Origin of the sequence: Brucella sp. IR068 (assembly GCF_049065885.1) — a bacterium.
Lineage (GTDB): Bacteria > Pseudomonadota > Alphaproteobacteria > Rhizobiales > Rhizobiaceae > Brucella > Brucella intermedia.
The window spans coordinates 66,129-84,509 of sequence record NZ_JBAKHE010000001.1 but is presented as its reverse complement, the minus strand read 5'-3'; the positions used below and the strand labels follow the sequence as shown (position 1 = coordinate 84,509).

Sequence of the window (18,381 nt, the reverse complement as noted above, 5' to 3'; positions counted from 1 at the left end):
TCACAGCCCCTGACCCGATGGCACCACGGCCAGCAGAATGAAAAGCACGATCTCAACCCCCATGAAGAACCGCAGGCGCTCCACGATGCGCCGCGAACCCTCGATCCTCGCCGCAAGCGGACGAACAGGACCGGCATGGGTGCGCAGGCCCATGCGTTCCAGAATTCGGTCCACCTCGCTCAGGCCCGTTTCGCCGGAAGCGGCAATCAGCCGGAAAAGCGCTGCATCGAACAGAAGATGCGCCGCGATACCGAGCACGATCAGCGCGCTTGCAAGCAGCAGCGGCCAGATCAGCCAGAAAGCCAGATCGTGCACCGGGCGCAGGAAGGGCGCGACCGCAAGAAGAACCACCGCGACGGCAATGCCGGGAAAGGCGTTGCGGCGCAGCCAGACCGCCGTGGAGGATGCAGGCGCGTTCATGCCGCCTCCCCCGCCAGATGCAGATGAACGGGCCAGCCTTTGGCGCGGATCAGCGTTTCTGCTTCTCGCGCATTGGCCACGCGGCCAGTCGAGACGAGCCAGGCCACCGCAACCGTGGCGCTGCGCTGGAAACCGAGCGCGCAGCAGATGAGAACCGGACCGTGATGGCGAGCCGCTTCAACAGCATCGGCGGCCAGTTGCACTTTTTCCGATGGCGGCGCGACCATATCGATCGCGGCAAAGCTCTTCCATTCCGCGTCATGCGGCGGCGGCACCATTTCAGCGGCCAGATCGATGACGGTCGCGAAGGATGAAAGTTCTGCGGCTCTAGGAAAACGCCCCAGAAACACCCCGTCGGCAAGCTCCACATGCGGCGGCAGCCTGCGGGTCCAGAACCGCACATTCAGCCCGGCAAAAAGACGATAGGGCCAAAGGAGCCAGCGGCTTGCAAGACTGACCGATCCATCCGTCTGCTTCTGGAAAATGCCAGCACCGGCCCCGAAATAGCCAAGCGCCACGATGGCCAGCGCGGTTGCGGGCCAAAGCCAGAAGATCGCATAGCCAGTCATGCTGAGGCCATGAATGCCGAGCGCGAGAAAAAGCACAGCGCCCGCCAGATAATATAGACCCAGCCGACGCGCTTTTGGGTTCGTGGTCAACTGAAAACCGGCAAATGGTGACGACCCACTACGCGGAAAAAGCCACAGGGCAAACAGGCCGAGCAAAGCGCCTGCCGGAATATCGACCGCGTGGTGCTGATAGGTGGTCAGCACCGACAGGCCGATCAGCAGGCACCAGACATGCCAGACCACGCGCACGGCGCCGCCCATCACGCGGCGCATCTGGTCCCAGATGATGATCAGAAGCGCGATATGCAGCGAAGGTGCCTGATTGAAGGGTTTGTCGAAACCGCCGAGCACATCGAACATGAAGCCCGGAATGCCAGCCGTTGCCGGTTTTACGAAGGTCGCCGTCAGCGGAAAGGCGACGAAGCAGAGAACAGCGATGATCTGAGCCGCCAGATAACGCTTCGCCAGCCGGTCCACCTGTTCCGGACTGTCATTGACGAACAGCGCGACCGCGTAGAACAGATTGACCGACCAATAGGGCACGATGCTCCACGCGATGAACGGAACCCGGTTTTCCCACGCGAAGGCAAGGTTCGGCACATGGCTTTGCTGCGATGCGAGCCAGTTGGCCGTGCCGTATGTCAGGTAGAAGAAGGGAGCGAGAAACAGAAGCCAAAGGATGGCGCGACGGACCACGGGCCGCCGCGAATATCCCTCGCGTTCCGTCAGATGCACCGTCACGCCTTGCCGTCTCCGACCCGCTCTGCAATCGAGACGGTGAAAATGCCCCACTGATCGATGCGCTGTTCGATCTTGCGATAGCCTGCCTTTTCGACAAGCTGGTCCATCTCGCCCTGCGTGCGGCGGCGCATCACCCATGCCTCGCCGCCGCGATGCGAGGTCAGCGCCCGCGCGATCATTTCAAGCTGCGGATGCCATGGCTGGTTGGTGTAGATCAGCAGTGCGCCGGGCTTCTGCACGCGGGCAAGCCCCGACAGCGAACGATTGATCAGTGCATTGTCGGGGAAAAGCTCGTAAAGACCGGACACGATGGCAAGGTCCGGCTGCGGCGTGACAGCGGCAAGGCTTTCCTCGTTGAAAGCATCGCCCTCTTCCATATGGGCAATGGCCTCCAGCCCGCGATCCCTGATGAGCTTGTTGCCCGCCAGCACATTGATCGGCGAATAGTCGCGCAGATGGATGCTGTCCGGCATCGCGCCGGCGCGCACCACCGCGTCGATCACGTAGCGGCCATGGCCGCAGGCAATATCAAGAATATTGGTCGAGCGGCCTTCGCTCTTCAGCCGGTTGATCGCCACGCCGATCAGTTCTTCCAGATGCACCTTGCGCTGCCGGATGCCCCGCCAGCCGATCGCTTCCAGAAACTGCCTGTCGATGAGCTTGCCGCCCGGTCCAATACCGCGCGCTTCGTTCTCATAAACGTAATCGAGCGTCGAACCGGAATCGAAGCCGGTGCGCCTGCCGACTTTCAGCCCTTCCGAAAACAGTGCGCCGAAGGCTATCGAAGCCCGCGTCGACGCCCAGTAAAGCCCCTGCGCCGTCAGAAGCGGCAGCGGGGTCGACAGCCGGTCCGCCTCGTCGCGCGTGTGGCCTGCAATATGCGCTTCCGTCAGGTCGGCGCGCTGCGGCGCTTCGGCAAAGCGCGCCTCGATGAAATCATGAATGCGTTCGATGGCCGGTTTGCGATCCCGCTCGCCCAGCGTGTCGTGGTAGAAGCCCTTGAGCACGTGCCGCTCCTTGATGCGGCTGCCGAGGTTCTCGAAGAAGCGATGTTGCGGCGCGGGGCGCACGACGAAATCGCTGCCGGAGATGAGCAGTTGCGTCGGAACGGTAATCGCCCGCGCATCGTCCACCACGCGCTTCGCCGTCTCGTAGAGTTGCAGCAGGATATGCGATGCAATGGGCCGTGCGATCAGCGGATCGGTGCGATAGGATTCGATGCGTTCCGGATCGTGGGTCAGGAACTGCGGCTTGACGTAGGAATTGACGTAGAAAGTGCCTTTCAGCTTCTGCCACAGGCCGATGCCTTCCTTGGCGAATGGCACATAGAGCTTGATGTCGAAGGCGGGCGAAGCCAGCACCAGCGCCCGGATATTCGGCGCATAGTCATGCACCCATGCGGCAGCAAGCACCGCACCGACGCTCTGCGCGATGATTGCCACGTCCTCGATGGCCGCGCTGGTTTCCCGCCGGATATGGGTGACGAAACTGTCGAGATCGCGGATCGACGCGCCGAAGGATGGCGAGAAGCCGCGCACGCCCGGCGACTGGCCGTGGCCGCGCGCATCCCAGGCATAGAAGGCGTAGTCATCCAGCCCCAGCTCATCGACGAGGTGCGCGACACGGCCGCTATGCTCGTGCCCGCGATGCAGCAGGACGATGACGCCTTTCGGCTTTCCGGAAAGCGCCGGCCAGAAACGGTAGAACAGCGACGTGCCGTCATGGGTCGCGAACCGGCTTTCCTGCGCCACGCGATGCGGTTTTACTGCCTGCTCGTCCATGCATCCCTCTCCACAGCGTTTCCTCGCGAGGCGGCTGCCCCCAATTTCTATTGAGTGAAACAAAATGTTTGCTTAAACGAGCTGGAGCGAACCGCAAATAGCTGTTCAATACTTATTCTTCGTTTCCCAAGAGATTCTTGATGTCCGTTTATCAACTCAAGTCGCGTTTCCAGAATTTACTGAGGCCGCTGGTCGTGCGACTTGCCGCAGGCGGTGTAACCGCCAATCAGGTTACAGTCGCCGCCGCGCTCGTCTCGATCATACTTGGGGCTTTTCTGGCGTGGAGCGGAAATGCGGCATGGTTTGCGCTCGTCCCGGTCTGGCTGTTCCTCCGCATGGCCCTGAACGCCGTCGATGGAATGCTGGCGCGCGAACATGGGCAGAAATCGACGCTGGGCGCCTATCTCAACGAGATCGGCGATGTGGTTTCCGACGCGGCGCTCTATGCCCCTTTCGCGCTGGTCGCCCCGTTCACCGGCCCGTGGATTTTCGCGGTCATATTCCTTGCCACGCTGACGGAATTTGCCGGTCTTGCCGGGGCTTCCGTGGGTGCGAGCCGCCGTTATGACGGCCCGATGGGCAAGAGCGACCGCGCCGTGGTCTTCGGCGTGCTTGGTGCCTGGATCGCCATCGACGGCACCTTGCCGGACTGGATGTTCTGGCTGCAACCGCTCCTTTGCCTGCTTCTGGCCGCGACCACCGTCAAGCGCATCGCAAACGGAATAAGCGAGACAAAGAACCGTTAAAAGGTACTGGTCCGGGACTGGTATTGACGCAATTGGGGCCTATGTTGGTCCATTCAATTCCAGCTCAATCGGAGGCCATGCCAATGAAGAAAGCTAAAACTGCTTTTCTGTTTGCGGGCATATTCGCATTTTCATCCGCGCAGAGCCCGGCGCTCGCCGCCAGCGACGGCAGTTCCAGCCAGCGCGCCAGAGAAGTCACAGCGGTGGTCAACGCCGTGGCACAGAAGTTGCCCGGCCAGCCTATCAATACGGTGATGTATATCCGCTCCAACAATTTCGAGGTGCTGGCCGGCGACTGCACAGTGCGCGCGCATATCGTCTCGTCCGGCCACAAGGCGAAAAGCACCTCTCCCGACAAGATCAAGGTCCGGCTCAACAAGCGGCGCTGCGCACGCTAACTCCCGTTGAGCTGTGACCTCGCGACGGTCTTGACCACCCAGTCGGCGAAGACGCGCAGGCGGTTGCTCAGATGCCGGTTGGGCGGATAGACCAGATAGATCGGCGTCGGCTCTATCTCCCATTCCTGCAGGACGGGGCGCAGCGTGCCGCTGGCGATATCGTCCTTCACCATGAACAAGGGCGCCTGCACCACGCCGAGCCCGGCCCGCGCGGCGGCAAGATAGGTGGTCGATTCGTTCGCCGCCACCACATAGCGCCCGTTGACCTCGATCTCCTCCGTCCCCTTCCTGAAGCGGAACGGCATCTGCTGGCCGGTCGATGGCCGGAAATAGCCGACCACAGTACAGTCACGGCTGAGGTCCGACGGGTGAAGCGGCGTGGAGCAACGGTCGAGATATTCGGCGGAAGCGCAGGCGATGAAATGCATGTCGCCGATGCGGCGCGCAATCAGCGACTGGTCGGCCAGCTCCCCGATGCGAATGGCGCAATCGACATTCTCCGCCACATAATCGACAGGCCGGTCCGACACGCCGAGATCGATCTGGATATCGGGATAGCGCTGGTGAAACTCCATCAGCGCCGGAATGATGATGAGATTGGCGACCGCGCCCGCCATTTCGACGCGCAGGCGCCCCTTGGGCAAGGTCTGCGCGCTAGACAGGCTGCCGTCGAGTTCGGCAAGATCGGCGAGCAAACGGGCCGCACGCTCGTAATAGAGCGCGCCGTCCGGCGTCACCAGAACGCGGCGGGTGGTGCGATTGAGGAGCTTCGTACCAAGATGGGCTTCCAATCCCTGAATGAGATTGCTGATCGTTGCCTTGGGCATGTTGAGCGAGGCGGAGGCGCGCGTGAAATTCCCGGTTTCGACAACCCGGAGAAAGGCGCGCATGGCCGAAAGCTGGTCCATTATCAAAAAGCCGTTATTGTTCGAGATTCTGGACAGTGTAACCAATTATAGGGGACTATTCCAGTTCATAGACAATGATAATATCTGATCATGGCAGTTTGCCGCTAGCGCATGTCCCCCAAAAGTGGGAACCGGTTTTGGGGCAAGGACTTGCGTGAATACAGCCAGAGCATTTCCGACGATTCCGTTCAGACAGAAATGCTCCGGCGCATCGTGCAGCCCGGTGGAGATCACCTGACAGGCATGAATGCGGCGCAGCAAACAGCCGGAGCGTGGGCGCGAACCATATATAGGCGTGTCCTGCTCCAGACGCATCATTTTCGGACCGGAAGCGTGAAACGGTTTTGCGTTCGGAAATACGTGGAAATAGAATGGATAGGGCGGTCTGGACGATTCCGTGTGACAGAACCGCTTTATACATGAAGGCCAGAAAAGATGTGCGAGAAGTTTAGTGTAGAGACGTTGCAGGTTCATGGGCGACTTCATGGTCAAGCCCAGGGACAGGCGGGCGACTGCACCTGCAAGGCGCGCATCTACCGGGGGACAAAGCTGCTCTCCCCGCCGCCGGTGGTGCTGCACCTTCACGGTGGCGCTTTCTCGGCCAGTTGTCTGGGCGCCTGCGAGCGCGTCGCCGAAACACTTGCCGAGGCGGGTGCGGTGGTCGTGTCGCCGGAATATTCGTCAGCCTGTCTCAACCCGTTCCCGGCGGCGCTTGAGATAGTCTATTCCATCCTGACTTCGATGCGCGCGCGCTGCCCGGAGTTTGCGCACAAGAAGTCGATGCTGTTCGTCGCCGGTGAAGAGGCGGGCGGCAACCTTGCTGCCGGCGTGGCCCTGATGGCGCGCGATCAATATCTGACCGATCTCAAGGGTCAGATACTGCTTTCGCCCATGCTCGACCCCTGCCTCGCCACGGCGTCTTTCCGCAAATATTGCCCGGAAAGCGCCGTCAAGACGATGTCGGATGGCTGGCAGCATTATCTGGGCGAGTGTGCGGGTTTCACCCACCCCTATGCCGCGCCCGCCTTGTGTACCCGTCTTGCTGGTCTGGCACCCACTTTGCTTGTCACCAGCGCCCAGTGCCCGATGCGTGATGAAACGCAGGCCTATGCCGAGCGTCTTCGTCAGGCGGGCGTGAAGGTCCAATCGCATGTCCTGCCCGGAAAAGCCGGCTGGATACCTGAAAACAAGGTGGCGGGCACCGACTGGTCGCCACAGGAGCACAAACTTGTAGACCTGTTTTCCGATTTCTTCCGGCAGGCAGGAGCAAAGGCAATCGCAGCATGACATCAGTTTTAAAGTCCTCCCAAGCTTTGACCTGATGCCCCAATGAAGCCGGCCCCCACCGGTTAGAGCGAAGCTCTAACCTCCTTGATTGAAAGCATAATCAGACCGAACCTCTCCGGTCGGGTTATGCTGCAGGAGATACAACAATGACATCGATTACAGCCCGCCGGGCCCTATGGGGCGCCGGCCTGAGTATCCTATTGTCTGCAGCTGGCGGCGGCGCCATTCTCTTCGGCGCGCCCCACCTCAAGGCCGATGCCGCAACCGATATTTCCGCTCCCCCGCCTGCCGTGCCGGTTTCCGTCGCCAGGGCGGAATCGCGCCGCATTGCGACCTGGGAAGAATTTTCCGGTCGTCTGGAAGCGATCGACCGGGTTGAAATTCGCCCGCGCGTCGGCGGCGCAATCCTGAAAGCCCATTTCCGCGAAGGCGCTCTGGTGAAACAGGGCGATCTGCTCGTCACCATCGATCCCGAGCCCTATGCAGCGGCGGTGGAAAAGGCGAAGGCACAGGTTTCAGCCGAAGAGGCCCGCGTTGCGCTGGCCAAGACGGAACTGGAACGCGGACGCCAGCTCGTCACCACCCGCACCATCGCCCAGAGCGGCCTCGACCAGCGGTCCAGCGCCTATGACGAGGCGCAGGCAAGCCTGCGTTCAGCCAAGGCGGCCCTTCGTACCGCCGAGCTCGATCTTCAATATACGGAAGTGCGCGCGCCGATTTCCGGCCGCGTCGGGCGGCTGGAAGTAACGGCAGGCAATCTGGTTGCCGCAAGTTCCGCCTCGCCGGTCCTGACCACGCTTGTTTCGGTCGATCCGATCTATGCAAGCTTCAGCGCCAATGAGGAAGTCGTCACCAAGGCGCTTGCCAAGCTTGCAGCCTCGCCCGGCGGAAACGCCATCGAGCGCATTCCGGTCCAGATCGGCACCGCTTCCGATGAAGGCACCCCGATTTCCGGTCATATCCAGCTCATCAACAATGAGGTCGATGCCACGACCGGCACGATCCGCGTTCGCGCCGCAATCGACAATCCGGACGGCAGGCTCATTCCCGGCCAGTTTGTCCGCATCCGCTTCGGCGAACCGGAACCGGATGAAAAGCTGGTGGTGAGCGACCGCGCCATTGCCTCCGATCAGGACAAGAAATTCGTCTTCGTGGTCGGGGCCGATAACAAGGTCGAATACCGACAGGTGGTTCTGGGACGCAATTATGACGGCCTGCGCATCATCGAAAGCGGGTTGAAGCCCGGCGAGAATATCGTCGTGAACGGCCTGCAGCGCATTCGTCCGGGCGTGGTCGTCGCACCGCAACCCGTCACCGAAACACTTGCCAAAAACTGAATTAAAACGGCGCGCCTGAGCGCGCGCTAACCGCAAATGCTCAGCCTCAGCAACCCGCGAAATCTGCCGATTTCGCGGGCCGGGAGAGTCTTTGCCCATCCGCCACGGCATCGGCCCAAAAATCGATTTCGATTTTTGGAAAGCACGATGCCCAGACCCAAACAATTAGAGCGTCCTTTGTGCGTTCGACCGAACGCACGGCGCTCTAAGGGGGATAAACAGATGAACTTCTCACGCTTTTTCGTCGACCGGCCGGTCTTCGCTGGCGTTCTGTCGGTCCTGATCTTCGTTGCCGGTCTGATCGGCATGACAGGTCTGCCGATCTCGGAATATCCGGAAGTCGTGCCGCCGCAGATCGTGGTTCGCGCGCAATATCCGGGCGCCAACCCTGCCGTCATTTCCGAAACCGTCGCCACGCCGCTTGAAGAACAGATCAACGGCGTCGAGGGCATGCTCTACATGCAGAGCCAGGCGACCGCCGATGGCGTCATGACGCTGACGGTCACCTTCGCGCTCGGCACCGATCCCGATCAGGCCCAGCAGCTGGTGCAGAACCGTATTTCGCAGGCTGAACCGCGCCTGCCGGAAGAGGTGCGCACGCTTGGCGTCACGACCGCCAAGAGCTCGCCCGACCTGACGCTCGTCGTCCATATCATCTCGCCCGATGGCCGGTATGACGTGAACTATCTGCGCAACTATGCGGTTCTGAACGTCAAGGACCGTATCGCCCGTATCCCGGGCGTCGGTCAGGTGCAGATATTCGGCGGCGGCGATTATTCGATGCGCGTCTGGATCGACCCGCAGAAGGCCGCCGAACGCGGTCTTTCCGCAAGCGACATCGCCAATGCCATCCGCCAGCAGAACGTTCAGGCCGCTGCCGGCGTCATCGGCGCATCGCCGTCCGTTTCCGGTCTCGACCTGCAACTTTCCGTCAATGCGCAGGGCCGTCTCCAGTCGCCGGAAGAATTCGCCAATATTGTCGTGAAGTCAGGCAATGAAGGCGAAATCACCCGGCTGGGCGATGTGGCGCGCGTCGAAATGGGCGCCGCCGATTATTCGCTGCGCTCGCTGCTCGACAACAAGCTCGCGGTCGGCATGGGCGTGTTCCAGTCGCCCGGTTCCAATGCGCTGGACATTTCCGAAAACGTCCATGCGGCCATGGCGGACCTGAAGAAAACCATGCCGGAAGGCGTGGATTTCGACATCGTCTATGACACGACCGGGTTTGTGAAGGCTTCCATCGAGTCGGTCATCCATACGCTGCTCGAAGCCATCGTGCTGGTGGTCATCGTCGTCATCCTGTTCCTGCAGACATGGCGCGCCTCCATCATTCCGCTGGTTGCCGTTCCCGTTTCCATCGTCGGCACGTTTGCGGTGATGTATGTGTTCGGCTTCTCCATCAATGCACTCAGCCTTTTCGGCCTGGTGCTTGCCATTGGCATCGTGGTCGACGACGCCATCGTGGTGGTGGAAAATGTCGAGCGCAACATCGAACAGGGGCTGTCGCCGGTCGAGGCAACCTATCGCGCCATGCAGGAAGTGTCCGGGCCGATCATCGCCATTGCGCTGGTGCTGGTCGCGGTCTTCGTACCACTTGCCTTCATCACCGGCCTGACAGGCCAGTTCTACCGTCAGTTCGCGCTCACCATCGCAATCTCGACGGTGATCTCGGCCTTCAATTCGCTGACGCTTTCGCCTGCCCTCGCGGCACTGTTGCTGCGCGGTCACGATGCGCCGAAGGATCGGCTCACCCGCATCATGGACAAGCTGTTCGGCTGGTTCTTCCGTGGCTTCAACCGTTTCTTCGGTGCAAGTTCGGAAGCCTATGGACGCGGTGTCGGCAGCATCCTCTCGCGCAAGTCGCTGGTCATGGGCCTCTATGTCGTGCTGCTCGGCGTCACCTTCGTCCTGTTCCGCGCGGTGCCCGGCGGCTTCGTTCCGGCGCAGGACAAGCAATATCTGATTGGCTTCGCGCAATTGCCGGATGCGGCAACGCTCGACCGGTCGGAAGATGTGATCCGTCGCATGAGCGACATTGCGCTCAAGCATCCGGGCGTGGCCAATGCCATCGCCTTCCCCGGCCTGTCAATCAACGGTTTCACCAACTCGTCGAACTCCGGCATCGTTTTCGTGACGCTGAAGTCGTTCGAGGAGCGCAAGACCCCGGAACTGTCGGCCAATGCCATCACCATGGAGCTGAACCAGCAATACGGCGCCATTCAGGATGCCTTCATCGCCATGTTCCCGCCGCCGCCCGTTCAGGGTCTCGGCACGACAGGCGGCTTCAAGCTCCAGCTTGAGGATCGCAACGGGCTTGGCTTCAAGGCGCTTGACGATGCGACCAAGGCGTTTCTCGCCAAGGCCTATCAGACGCCGGAACTGGCTGGTCTCTATTCGAGCTACCAGATCAACGTGCCGCAGCTTTATGCCGATCTGGACCGCGTGAAGGCGCGACAGCTTGGCGTGGCGGTGACCGACGTGTTTGAAACCCTGCAGATTTATCTGGGTTCGCTCTATGTCAACGACTTCAATGCCTTCGGACGCACCTACAGCGTGCGCATTCAGGCCGATGCGAATTATCGCAGCCATGCCGAGGATATCGGCAAGCTGAAGGTGCGTTCGCAGTCCGGCGAGATGATCCCGCTGTCGGCGCTTCTGAAAGTCGAGCAGACCGTGGGTGCGGAACGCGCCATCCGTTATAACGGCTTCCTTTCCGCCGATATCAACGGCAATCCCGCCCCCGGCTTCTCGTCCGGTCAGGCGCAGGCTGCCATTGAACGGATCGCGGAGGAAACCTTGCCGCCCGGCATCACCTTCGAGTGGACGGATCTGACCTACCAGCAGATTCTGGCTGGCAGCTCCGGTTTCCTCGTCTTCCCGCTGGCGCTGCTGCTCGTCTATCTGGTTCTGGCCGCGCAGTATGAAAGCCTTGCCCTGCCGCTGTCGATCATCATGATCGTGCCGATGGGGATCATGGCCGCACTCACCGGCGTCTGGCTGACAGGAGGCGACAACAACGTCTTTACCCAGATCGGCTTGATAGTCCTTGTGGGGCTGTCGGCGAAGAACGCGATCCTGATCGTGGAATTCGCCCGCGAACTGGAGCTTTCAGGACGAGGCGTCGTGCAGGCGGCGGTCGAGGCAAGCCGGTTGCGCCTGCGTCCGATCCTGATGACATCGATGGCGTTCATCATGGGCGTGGTGCCTCTGGTAACGTCGACCGGCGCCGGTGCGGAAATGCGCTCGGCCATGGGCATCGCGGTCTTTGCAGGCATGATCGGCGTGACCGCCTTCGGCATCTTCATGACGCCGGTGTTCTATGTGCTGATCCGCAAGCTCTCCGGCGAGCGCCCGTTGAAACATGCAGGCGCGAAGATCGAGGCCCCGCATCTGGCGCCGGGGGAATAATCCCGGCGTCTCCTTCCATCGCCTTCCACAGAAGGGCCGGAGCAATCCGGCCCTTACTTCGTTGTGGATTGGCCTTCTGCCGTCGCGATATCGCCCGAATCGGTTTCTTAAGAGGAGGCTTTGTCCGCTGCATGAAGGAGAAGATCGTTGCAGAAGTCCGGTTTGCTTGCCCTCGTCCTCGCTGCCACCGCCCTGGCAGCATGTTCCGAAACGACGCCCGGTCCTTCGGCAAGCGCCTCCCCCGCCAGACCGCCGGTCGATCCCACCCCCATCACCGGCAACTGGTGCAGCCCTGACGGCCAGCGATTCGCCATTTCCGGCGAGCGTTTCGACAGCCGCGACGGCCAGTGCTCGGTCACGCGCATGAACAATTACGAAGGCACCTTTACCGTCTCGATGTCCTGCACGGCCAACGGGCAGCAGTCGAAGGAAAACATCACCATTTCACCCGTCGGACAGACGCTGCATATCTCGTTCCTGTCGATGGGCGGCAAGCGCGCCGTGGTCAACCGCTGCGCCTCCTGACCGGGCCGAAATCAAATCAAGGCAGAACCGTGAACCGGCGCGATTTTCGCGCCGGATGCGTTTTTTCGCGGCAAACCATGACTTTTTCCCACCAAAACTTGTGGCGAACGCCCGACAAAATCATGGCGAAAATGCGGCAAATGGCATTTTGGGGATGATGTGATGCGACAGGAGGGGTCCGCTCTGCTAAACTCTCCGCTGCAATGCCATACCCAAATTATAGGGAGACAGACATGAAAGTCGTATTCGTGACTACCGCTGTCCTCGCTCTGTCGGTTACCGGCGCGATGGCAGACTGCACCTATCACAGTGCTCAATCCTCCACGAAAATGGAGAAGCCGCAGACCACTGCAAGCATCCAGACAACGGCTCCGGAACAGAAATAACCGCCGGAAAGCCGGGAACCGGATAGCCCATCCTGATTCGTGACGATCGCGCCGCAACGCCGGTCGTCACTTTTTTCTGAAATTGAAACAGGGCAAAAAAAAGCGCGCCCTTCAGATGAAGGACGCGAAAGAGTTGCAAGCTCGCTCTGTTCGAGGAACCTGAACGGCAGGTTCTAGGCTCGACCAGATGCCTGTCGGCCATTTTGCCCTGGAAGCGACCCAGAATGCGGGACCGGTTTTTATTCGTAGCTCGAAACGCTTCGCTTCGAGAGTAACCGTTATCGCCGCTTCCGCGCTGTCCGGACTGGTTTGGCTGCCTATCGACCCCGACTCCCCGCGGTCGATAAGCAGCCCCCGCCCAATTTTTTGCGTCAGCCTCCTAAGCCCCAACAGGCCGACGGTTATTTAGTGGACGCTCTAGTAGCGAAAAACAATTCCCCTATTCAGGGGGGGAGGTTAGAAAGAAGAACTGACCCACTTTTCCGGCAATGACTTTCAGCAGCCGGTAGATTTTGAAAGACTTTATGAAACCGTTTGATATTTATTTGAAATTGGACCAGACTTTTTCAGTGTTATGTGCGAATTGACGCTTTTGAAGGGGAATTTCGTCCGCCAAACTCAGGAGATTCTTGAAATTTCGGGCATCCTCCCTTTTAAGCTTCGCTGCATTCGCATTCGTTCGTTTCTGGAGATACCTCACGTGTCATGCGCAAACTGGATGTTCGCTTTCCGGCGTCTTCTGGCGCTCCCGGCACTGATCGCGCTTTTCGCCGTCTGCCAAATCATCCTTTCCACAGGCGCGGCTCCTGCTGCATCGCCTGCGACGGTGACCATCACGCTGACCGTCATCGCCCCCGATGGAACGACGCGCGTATTGAGCAATGACGACTTCACGCAGTTGCCGCAGAATACGTTGCAGACCAACACCGCCTGGACCGAAGGTCCGCAGAATTTCGACGGCGTGCTGCTGCGCGACGTGCTGGCAACGGTGGGTGTGGACGGTAAGAACGCCCCCAACCGTTCGATCACCATTCTTGCGCTCAACGATTACAGTATCAGCATTCCGCTGGAGGACGCCTACAAGTACAATGTCCTTGTGGCGCGCAGGATGAACGGCCGGGAGCTGAGCCTGCGCGACAAGGGACCATACTGGATCGTCTATCCGCGTGACCAGCATCAGGAACTGAACGATTCGCGCTATGATCACCGCTGGGCATGGCAGGTGAAGCAGATCGAGGCGAAATGAGAATCAAGCGGGGCTATATTCTCTCCGGCCTTGTCATGGCAGGTTTTGCGGCCCTGCTCGCTTATGCATTCAGCCAGCTTCTCCAGATCCAGAAATCGCTGGCGACCTATACCGGCGAGAACATGGTCTGGGCCATCACCAAGACCGAACGCGACGCCGGACGCCTGGCCGAAACGGCGCTGACAATGCCGGCGGGCAGCACCGACACCGCCGATCTCTCGCTCCGCCTCGACGTTCTTTACAGCCGTTTCGCGCTTCTGGCCGACGGGCCGCAGAAGAAATATTTCGCCCGTATTCCGGGCGCTGCCGAAATCATCCAGCGCAATACCGACCGGCTTCCCCAGATCGAGGCGATGATCAAGGCCGGGCCGGAACAATTCGACCCTATAGCCATCTATCGGGCGCTGGTGCCCATGCGCGATGAACTGACCAAGGTTGCCGATGACGCGACGATCGTGGAGCAGGACCATGGCGGTGCGCAGCGCGACCAGCAATTGCAGTCGATCTACCTGATCATGTTCGCGGTGCTGGGCATCATGGCGACGGGCGCCATCCTGTCCTGGCAGGTGGTTTCCAACATGCGCAAGGCCGAGCGCGCCCACAAGGCATTGCAGGAGTACAAGCAGCAACTCGAACAGACCGTCGCCGACCGCACCGCCGCCCTGCGCGAGGCGCTGGAAAGCGAGCGCAAGGCCAAGGAACTCTACAAGAGCTTCATCACCACGGTTTCGCACCAGTTCCGCACGCCCGTATCGATCATCGACATCATCGCCCAGCGCTTCATCCGCCGCGCCGACGAGTTCACGCCCGAAATCATCATCGACAAGGCCAAGCGGATGCGCAACGCCAGCCGCCGCCTGATCCTGCTTCTGGAAAGCACCGCCAATGCGGAACGCCTTGATGAAAGCGGGTTCCAGATCAACCGCCAGCCGGTCGATTTCTCCGAACTGGTGCGCAACACCTGCGCCTATCATCAGGAGCTGCATCCCGAGCTGGAACTGGTGACGGACATTCAGGACAGCGAGACGTTCTGTTACTGCGACGGCATTCTGGTCGAGCAGATTCTTGTCAACCTGCTTGGCAACGCCACCAAATATTCGCCCGCCGGCAAGCCCATCGAAGTGACCACGGAAGAAGACGAGAACGAATTCCGCTGCATCGTCCGCGACCACGGTATCGGCATACCGGCGGAGGAAGCGGATCGCATATTCACGCGCTTTTTCCGCGCCAGCAACGCATCGCACATGGCGGGCACCGGCCTGGGCCTCAGCCTGTCGCGCGCGCTCGCCGAATTGCACGGCGGAACGCTTGTCTTCACTTCGATTGAAGGACAAGGTACGGTATTCATCCTCACTCTACCAAAGGTGGCCCAGCATGCGACTGCCTGAAATCCTCCCCCAGCCGACCGTCCTCTGCATCGAGGACGAAACCCATATTCTGGAAGAACTGATCGATGAACTGGGCACTTCGGGGTTCAACGCCATTGGCGCGGCCAATGCGACCGAAGCGCTGCGCGTGCTGGACACGACGACGCCCGACATCATCATCTGCGATATATTGATGCCCGGCACCAACGGCCTGCAATTTCTGGAACAGATCCGCAGTTCCCGCACCGACCTTGCCGGAACGCCATTCCTGTTCCTGACCGCGCTTGCCGACCGCAGCCACGAGCTGACCGGCAGGGAGGCCGGTGCCGACGATTACCTGACCAAGCCGATCGATTTCGATGTCCTCATCCTCACGATCCGCGCCCGGCTCAATCTGGTGGCGCGCGTGAAGGCCATATCCAACCAGCCTGCGGCAGCGGAGCCGAACGGCGAGTTCATCCATCTTTCGCGCCGGGAAACCGAAGTGCTGAAGGAGATAGGCACCGGACAGCGCAACGGCGAAATCGCCCGCAAGCTTGGACTGTCGGAACATACGGTCAGCGATTATGTGAAGGCCATCTACCAGAAGCTCAGCGTGTCGTCGCGGGCCGAGGCAACGCGGGAAGCCATAAGGCGTGGCCTGGTCGACATGAGATAGTGGCCGACATGAGATAGGCTTTCGAATTCAACCGGTTTTTCTGGGGATGAGCGGTAATGATCTCGACAATCCGAAAGCCCCAAATTACGGTTTGCCCATGAAGCAACCGGTTCGACAACGCGCTGTCTTCTTCATTGGCGGCTATGATCCGAAAACGCCGGAGGCGTTTTTTGGACGATTGAACAGAGAAATCAAACGGTTCGAGGCACTGTGGAGCGTTCGTTCCGACGTTTCGGATGTCAGCGTGTCGCCGGACGGCGAGATCGGCTCCGTCGCGATCGCGACGGCCTCCGCCGATGATGGATGGGCGACCCAGACCGACTTCAATTTTCTCGTTCTGGACAAGATCGTGCTCGCGGATTTCGACCGTCCGCTGCCGGTCAGGCTCGCCAAATATCTCGCCGCCTTCGGGGATTTCGTCCTGACCGGCACCGCCTTCCGCTTCTTTGCCAAGGCCTGGCGCTTCGGGCTTTATTTTCTCTATCCTTTTCTCGTGCTGGCCCTGTTCGCCGTTGCGGGCTATGCGGTGGCGCGATGGACGGTCCAGTGGCTCGGCGCACTGAGCTGGCTCGTCGGCCTTGCGGTTTTTTTCGCGGCGCTCGCCATTCTGGGCAAAAGATGGTCCACCAACCACCTGATGGACCTCTGGTCGTTCTCGCTCAATTTCATTCGCGGGCGGCGGCGGGATGCAGAATCCCTGATGCAGCGCTTCGCAGCCGGCATTGTCGAGCGCACCGCGGCGAAACATTATGATGAAGTCATCCTGATCGGCCACAGCACCGGCGGCATGCTGATGCTGGATGTTGCCGCGCGCTGCCTTGCCATCGATCCGGAATTCAGCAGCCATGCGCCGAAGGTGACGGTCCTCACGCTCGGATCGACCGCGCTCAAGGCCGGTTACCATCCGGCGGGCGGGCATTTTCGCGAGGGCGTGCAGCGGCTGGTGGACGATGGCGGGATCGACTGGGTGGAAATCCAGTGCCTGACCGATGCGATCAACTTCTACAAGACCGACCCCGTGGCCGAGATGGGTTTGAAGCGGGATGCGCAGCGATCCTTTCCCGTCACGCGGACGGTGCGCATAAAGGAAATGCTGCAGCCGGAAATCTACCGGCGTGTGAAGCGGAACCTTTTTCGCGTGCATTATCAATATGTATTCGGAAATACGAAGCCCTATTGGTATGATTTCTTTCAAATCTGCTGTGGGCCGGTCTCGCTTCGGGAACGGACCGACGACCGCATAATCGGCGCCCTGCCAAGGAAGGAAACTGTTGCCGAATGACACCGACACTGGCTGCAATCGTCTGGAGTATCGGGCTTGTCGCCTGGGTCGTCATCCGCATTCCGCACCAGCGGCGCGCGCGCAAGATCAAGGTTGCGAAGGATGCAAGGACGCTGGCCGACAGGCTGGCGCTGGGGGCGGCGACTGTCGGCCTGTCGCTGATCCCGATCGTCTATGTCGCAACCGGCTTTCCAGCCTTTGCTGACTATGCCTTCCAGCCGTGGCTGGCCTGGATCGGGGTGATTGTCGAGATCGCCTTCCTCTGGCTTTTTTATGCAAGCCACCGGCAGCTCGGCAAGAACTGGTCGGTCTCGCTTGAAATCCGCCGCGAGCACAAGCTGGTGACCGAAGGGCTCTATAAATATGTCCGCCACCCGATGTATCTGTCGTTCTGGCTGTGGGCGATTGCGCAGTTCTGCCTGCTTCCGAACTGGTTTGCGGGGTTGGCGGGCCTTGTCGGTGTCGCCATCCTCTATTTCTACCGGGTCGGCCACGAGGAGGCGATGATGCGCGCGGCGTTCGGCGCATCCTATGACGACTATGCGCGCAGGACGGGCCGCGTCATCCCGAAGATCAAAATATAGCTCAAGTTCTAGTGATTTGGCCGAAGCGGATCGGCGCTCTAAATACTCTTTCGATGCGTTCCGTTCGAAAGCCATTTTCGAACGTGCCCCAACAGGTAGTCGAAGATGGTTTCAAAGCCCGATAGTTTGCATTCGAAAATGACCCGCCGCAGCCTGATCTTTGCGGGGGCGGCGCTCGCCTTCTGTGGGGGCGCGGCCCAGGCAGCGCCCAGAACGCCTTCCCGAACGGCGCCGCAGGCCGATGTCTACCTCCTGCGCGGCTTCGGGGATATCTTCTCCACCGGCATCGACGAGATCGGCAAGCAGTTGCAGGCCAACGGCGTCGATGCGCATGTCGAGGGGCATCAGGCATGGCGTTTTGTGCTGAACCGGATTCTCACCGACCAGAGAAACAATCCGCGTGCGCCGGTGGTGCTGATCGGCCATTCGCTGGGCGCCAATGCCGTTATCGATATTGCAGCGGCGCTTGAAAAGAAGGGCATCCAGGTTGCCTATATGGCGACCTTTGCCGCTACCGCTCCCGCCCCCCTGCCCGGCAATATAAGACGTGTGGTGAACTTCTATTTCAAGGAGCACGGCTGGGGCCTGCCGCTGACGGCCGGGCCACGTTTCAGGGGAAGCCTCGACAACCGCGATTTTTCAGGCATGAAGGATATCGGCCATTTCAACATCGAGAAGCAGCGCCCGCTTCAGGACGAAGTGGTGCGCAATGTGATGGGCATCGTGCGTTCGAGATGA

Annotated in this window: 17 protein-coding genes; 13 read left to right on the top strand and 4 right to left on the bottom strand. The window is 60.3% G+C overall.

Going from position 1 to position 18,381, the window contains the following annotated elements:
- The 3 genes from ACOWVS_RS00390 to ACOWVS_RS00380 are packed head-to-tail and all read right to left on the bottom strand — an operon-like array spanning nucleotide 1 to nucleotide 3,511.
- Nucleotides 1–420 (bottom strand): hypothetical protein, encoded by a 420-nt coding sequence (locus ACOWVS_RS00390; RefSeq protein WP_006472077.1) that lies wholly within the window; start codon nucleotides 418–420, stop codon nucleotides 1–3.
- The gene (locus tag ACOWVS_RS00385) at nucleotides 417–1,730 is read right to left on the bottom strand and encodes a phosphatase PAP2/dual specificity phosphatase family protein (protein WP_006468350.1); all 1,314 of its coding nucleotides are present in this window, start codon (nucleotides 1,728–1,730) and stop codon (nucleotides 417–419) included. The genes ACOWVS_RS00390 and ACOWVS_RS00385 overlap by 4 nt, the downstream gene beginning before the upstream one ends.
- A complete protein-coding gene (locus ACOWVS_RS00380) occupies nucleotides 1,727–3,511 on the bottom strand; it encodes a bifunctional alpha/beta hydrolase/class I SAM-dependent methyltransferase (protein ID WP_006472076.1) in 1,785 nt (594 codons plus the stop codon). The genes ACOWVS_RS00385 and ACOWVS_RS00380 overlap by 4 nt, the downstream gene beginning before the upstream one ends.
- A gap of 140 nt (nucleotides 3,512–3,651) precedes the next feature.
- Here ACOWVS_RS00380 and ACOWVS_RS00375 point away from each other — a divergent pair, with 140 nt between their 5' ends.
- A complete protein-coding gene (locus tag ACOWVS_RS00375; protein ID WP_006472075.1) occupies nucleotides 3,652–4,257 on the top strand; it encodes a CDP-alcohol phosphatidyltransferase family protein in 606 nt (201 codons plus the stop codon).
- An 83-nt stretch (nucleotides 4,258–4,340) separates the two neighbouring features.
- On the top strand, nucleotides 4,341–4,655 hold the full coding sequence (locus tag ACOWVS_RS00370) for a hypothetical protein (protein WP_006472074.1): 315 nt from the start codon (nucleotides 4,341–4,343) through the stop codon (nucleotides 4,653–4,655).
- On the opposite strand, the gene ACOWVS_RS00365 is transcribed toward ACOWVS_RS00370, so the two are convergent.
- Nucleotides 4,652–5,563, bottom strand: a complete 912-nt coding sequence (locus ACOWVS_RS00365; protein WP_006468346.1) for a LysR family transcriptional regulator — start codon at nucleotides 5,561–5,563, stop codon at nucleotides 4,652–4,654. The genes ACOWVS_RS00370 and ACOWVS_RS00365 overlap by 4 nt on opposite strands.
- Nucleotides 5,564–5,998: 435 nt before the next feature.
- Here ACOWVS_RS00365 and ACOWVS_RS00360 point away from each other — a divergent pair, with 435 nt between their 5' ends.
- The 11 genes from ACOWVS_RS00360 to ACOWVS_RS00310 all read left to right on the top strand — a co-directional run bounded on the left by ACOWVS_RS00360 (nucleotide 5,999) and on the right by ACOWVS_RS00310 (nucleotide 18,381).
- Nucleotides 5,999–6,850, top strand: coding sequence for an alpha/beta hydrolase (locus ACOWVS_RS00360; protein ID WP_006468345.1), 852 nt, complete (start codon nucleotides 5,999–6,001; stop codon nucleotides 6,848–6,850).
- Nucleotides 6,851–6,996: 146 nt separating this feature from the next.
- Entirely contained in the window at nucleotides 6,997–8,187 is a 1,191-nt protein-coding gene (locus ACOWVS_RS00355; RefSeq protein WP_006468344.1) for an efflux RND transporter periplasmic adaptor subunit, read from the top strand.
- 222 nt (nucleotides 8,188–8,409) lie between these two features.
- A complete protein-coding gene (locus tag ACOWVS_RS00350) occupies nucleotides 8,410–11,595 on the top strand; it encodes an efflux RND transporter permease subunit (RefSeq protein WP_006472072.1) in 3,186 nt (1,061 codons plus the stop codon).
- A 147-nt stretch (nucleotides 11,596–11,742) separates the two neighbouring features.
- Nucleotides 11,743–12,120 carry a hypothetical protein gene (locus ACOWVS_RS00345; RefSeq protein ID WP_006468342.1) on the top strand — a complete coding sequence of 126 codons (378 nt, stop codon included), beginning with the start codon at nucleotides 11,743–11,745 and terminating at the stop codon, nucleotides 12,118–12,120.
- Between the two features lie 233 nt (nucleotides 12,121–12,353).
- Nucleotides 12,354–12,506: a hypothetical protein gene (locus tag ACOWVS_RS00340; protein WP_022570581.1), complete on the top strand. Its 153-nt coding sequence runs from the start codon at nucleotides 12,354–12,356 to the stop codon at nucleotides 12,504–12,506.
- Between the two features lie 700 nt (nucleotides 12,507–13,206).
- Nucleotides 13,207–13,752 (top strand): molybdopterin-dependent oxidoreductase, encoded by a 546-nt coding sequence (locus ACOWVS_RS00335; RefSeq protein WP_235691671.1) that lies wholly within the window; start codon nucleotides 13,207–13,209, stop codon nucleotides 13,750–13,752.
- On the top strand, nucleotides 13,749–15,140 hold the full coding sequence (locus ACOWVS_RS00330) for a sensor histidine kinase (protein ID WP_006472071.1): 1,392 nt from the start codon (nucleotides 13,749–13,751) through the stop codon (nucleotides 15,138–15,140). The genes ACOWVS_RS00335 and ACOWVS_RS00330 overlap by 4 nt, the downstream gene beginning before the upstream one ends.
- Entirely contained in the window at nucleotides 15,127–15,777 is a 651-nt protein-coding gene (locus tag ACOWVS_RS00325) for a response regulator transcription factor (protein WP_006472070.1), read from the top strand. The genes ACOWVS_RS00330 and ACOWVS_RS00325 overlap by 14 nt, the downstream gene beginning before the upstream one ends.
- A 97-nt stretch (nucleotides 15,778–15,874) precedes the next feature.
- On the top strand, nucleotides 15,875–17,059 hold the full coding sequence (locus tag ACOWVS_RS00320) for an alpha/beta fold hydrolase (RefSeq protein WP_006472069.1): 1,185 nt from the start codon (nucleotides 15,875–15,877) through the stop codon (nucleotides 17,057–17,059).
- A complete protein-coding gene (locus tag ACOWVS_RS00315) occupies nucleotides 17,056–17,643 on the top strand; it encodes a protein-S-isoprenylcysteine O-methyltransferase (protein ID WP_006468334.1) in 588 nt (195 codons plus the stop codon). The genes ACOWVS_RS00320 and ACOWVS_RS00315 overlap by 4 nt, the downstream gene beginning before the upstream one ends.
- A gap of 138 nt (nucleotides 17,644–17,781) precedes the next feature.
- On the top strand, nucleotides 17,782–18,381 hold the full coding sequence (locus ACOWVS_RS00310) for a thioesterase domain-containing protein (protein ID WP_025092114.1): 600 nt from the start codon (nucleotides 17,782–17,784) through the stop codon (nucleotides 18,379–18,381).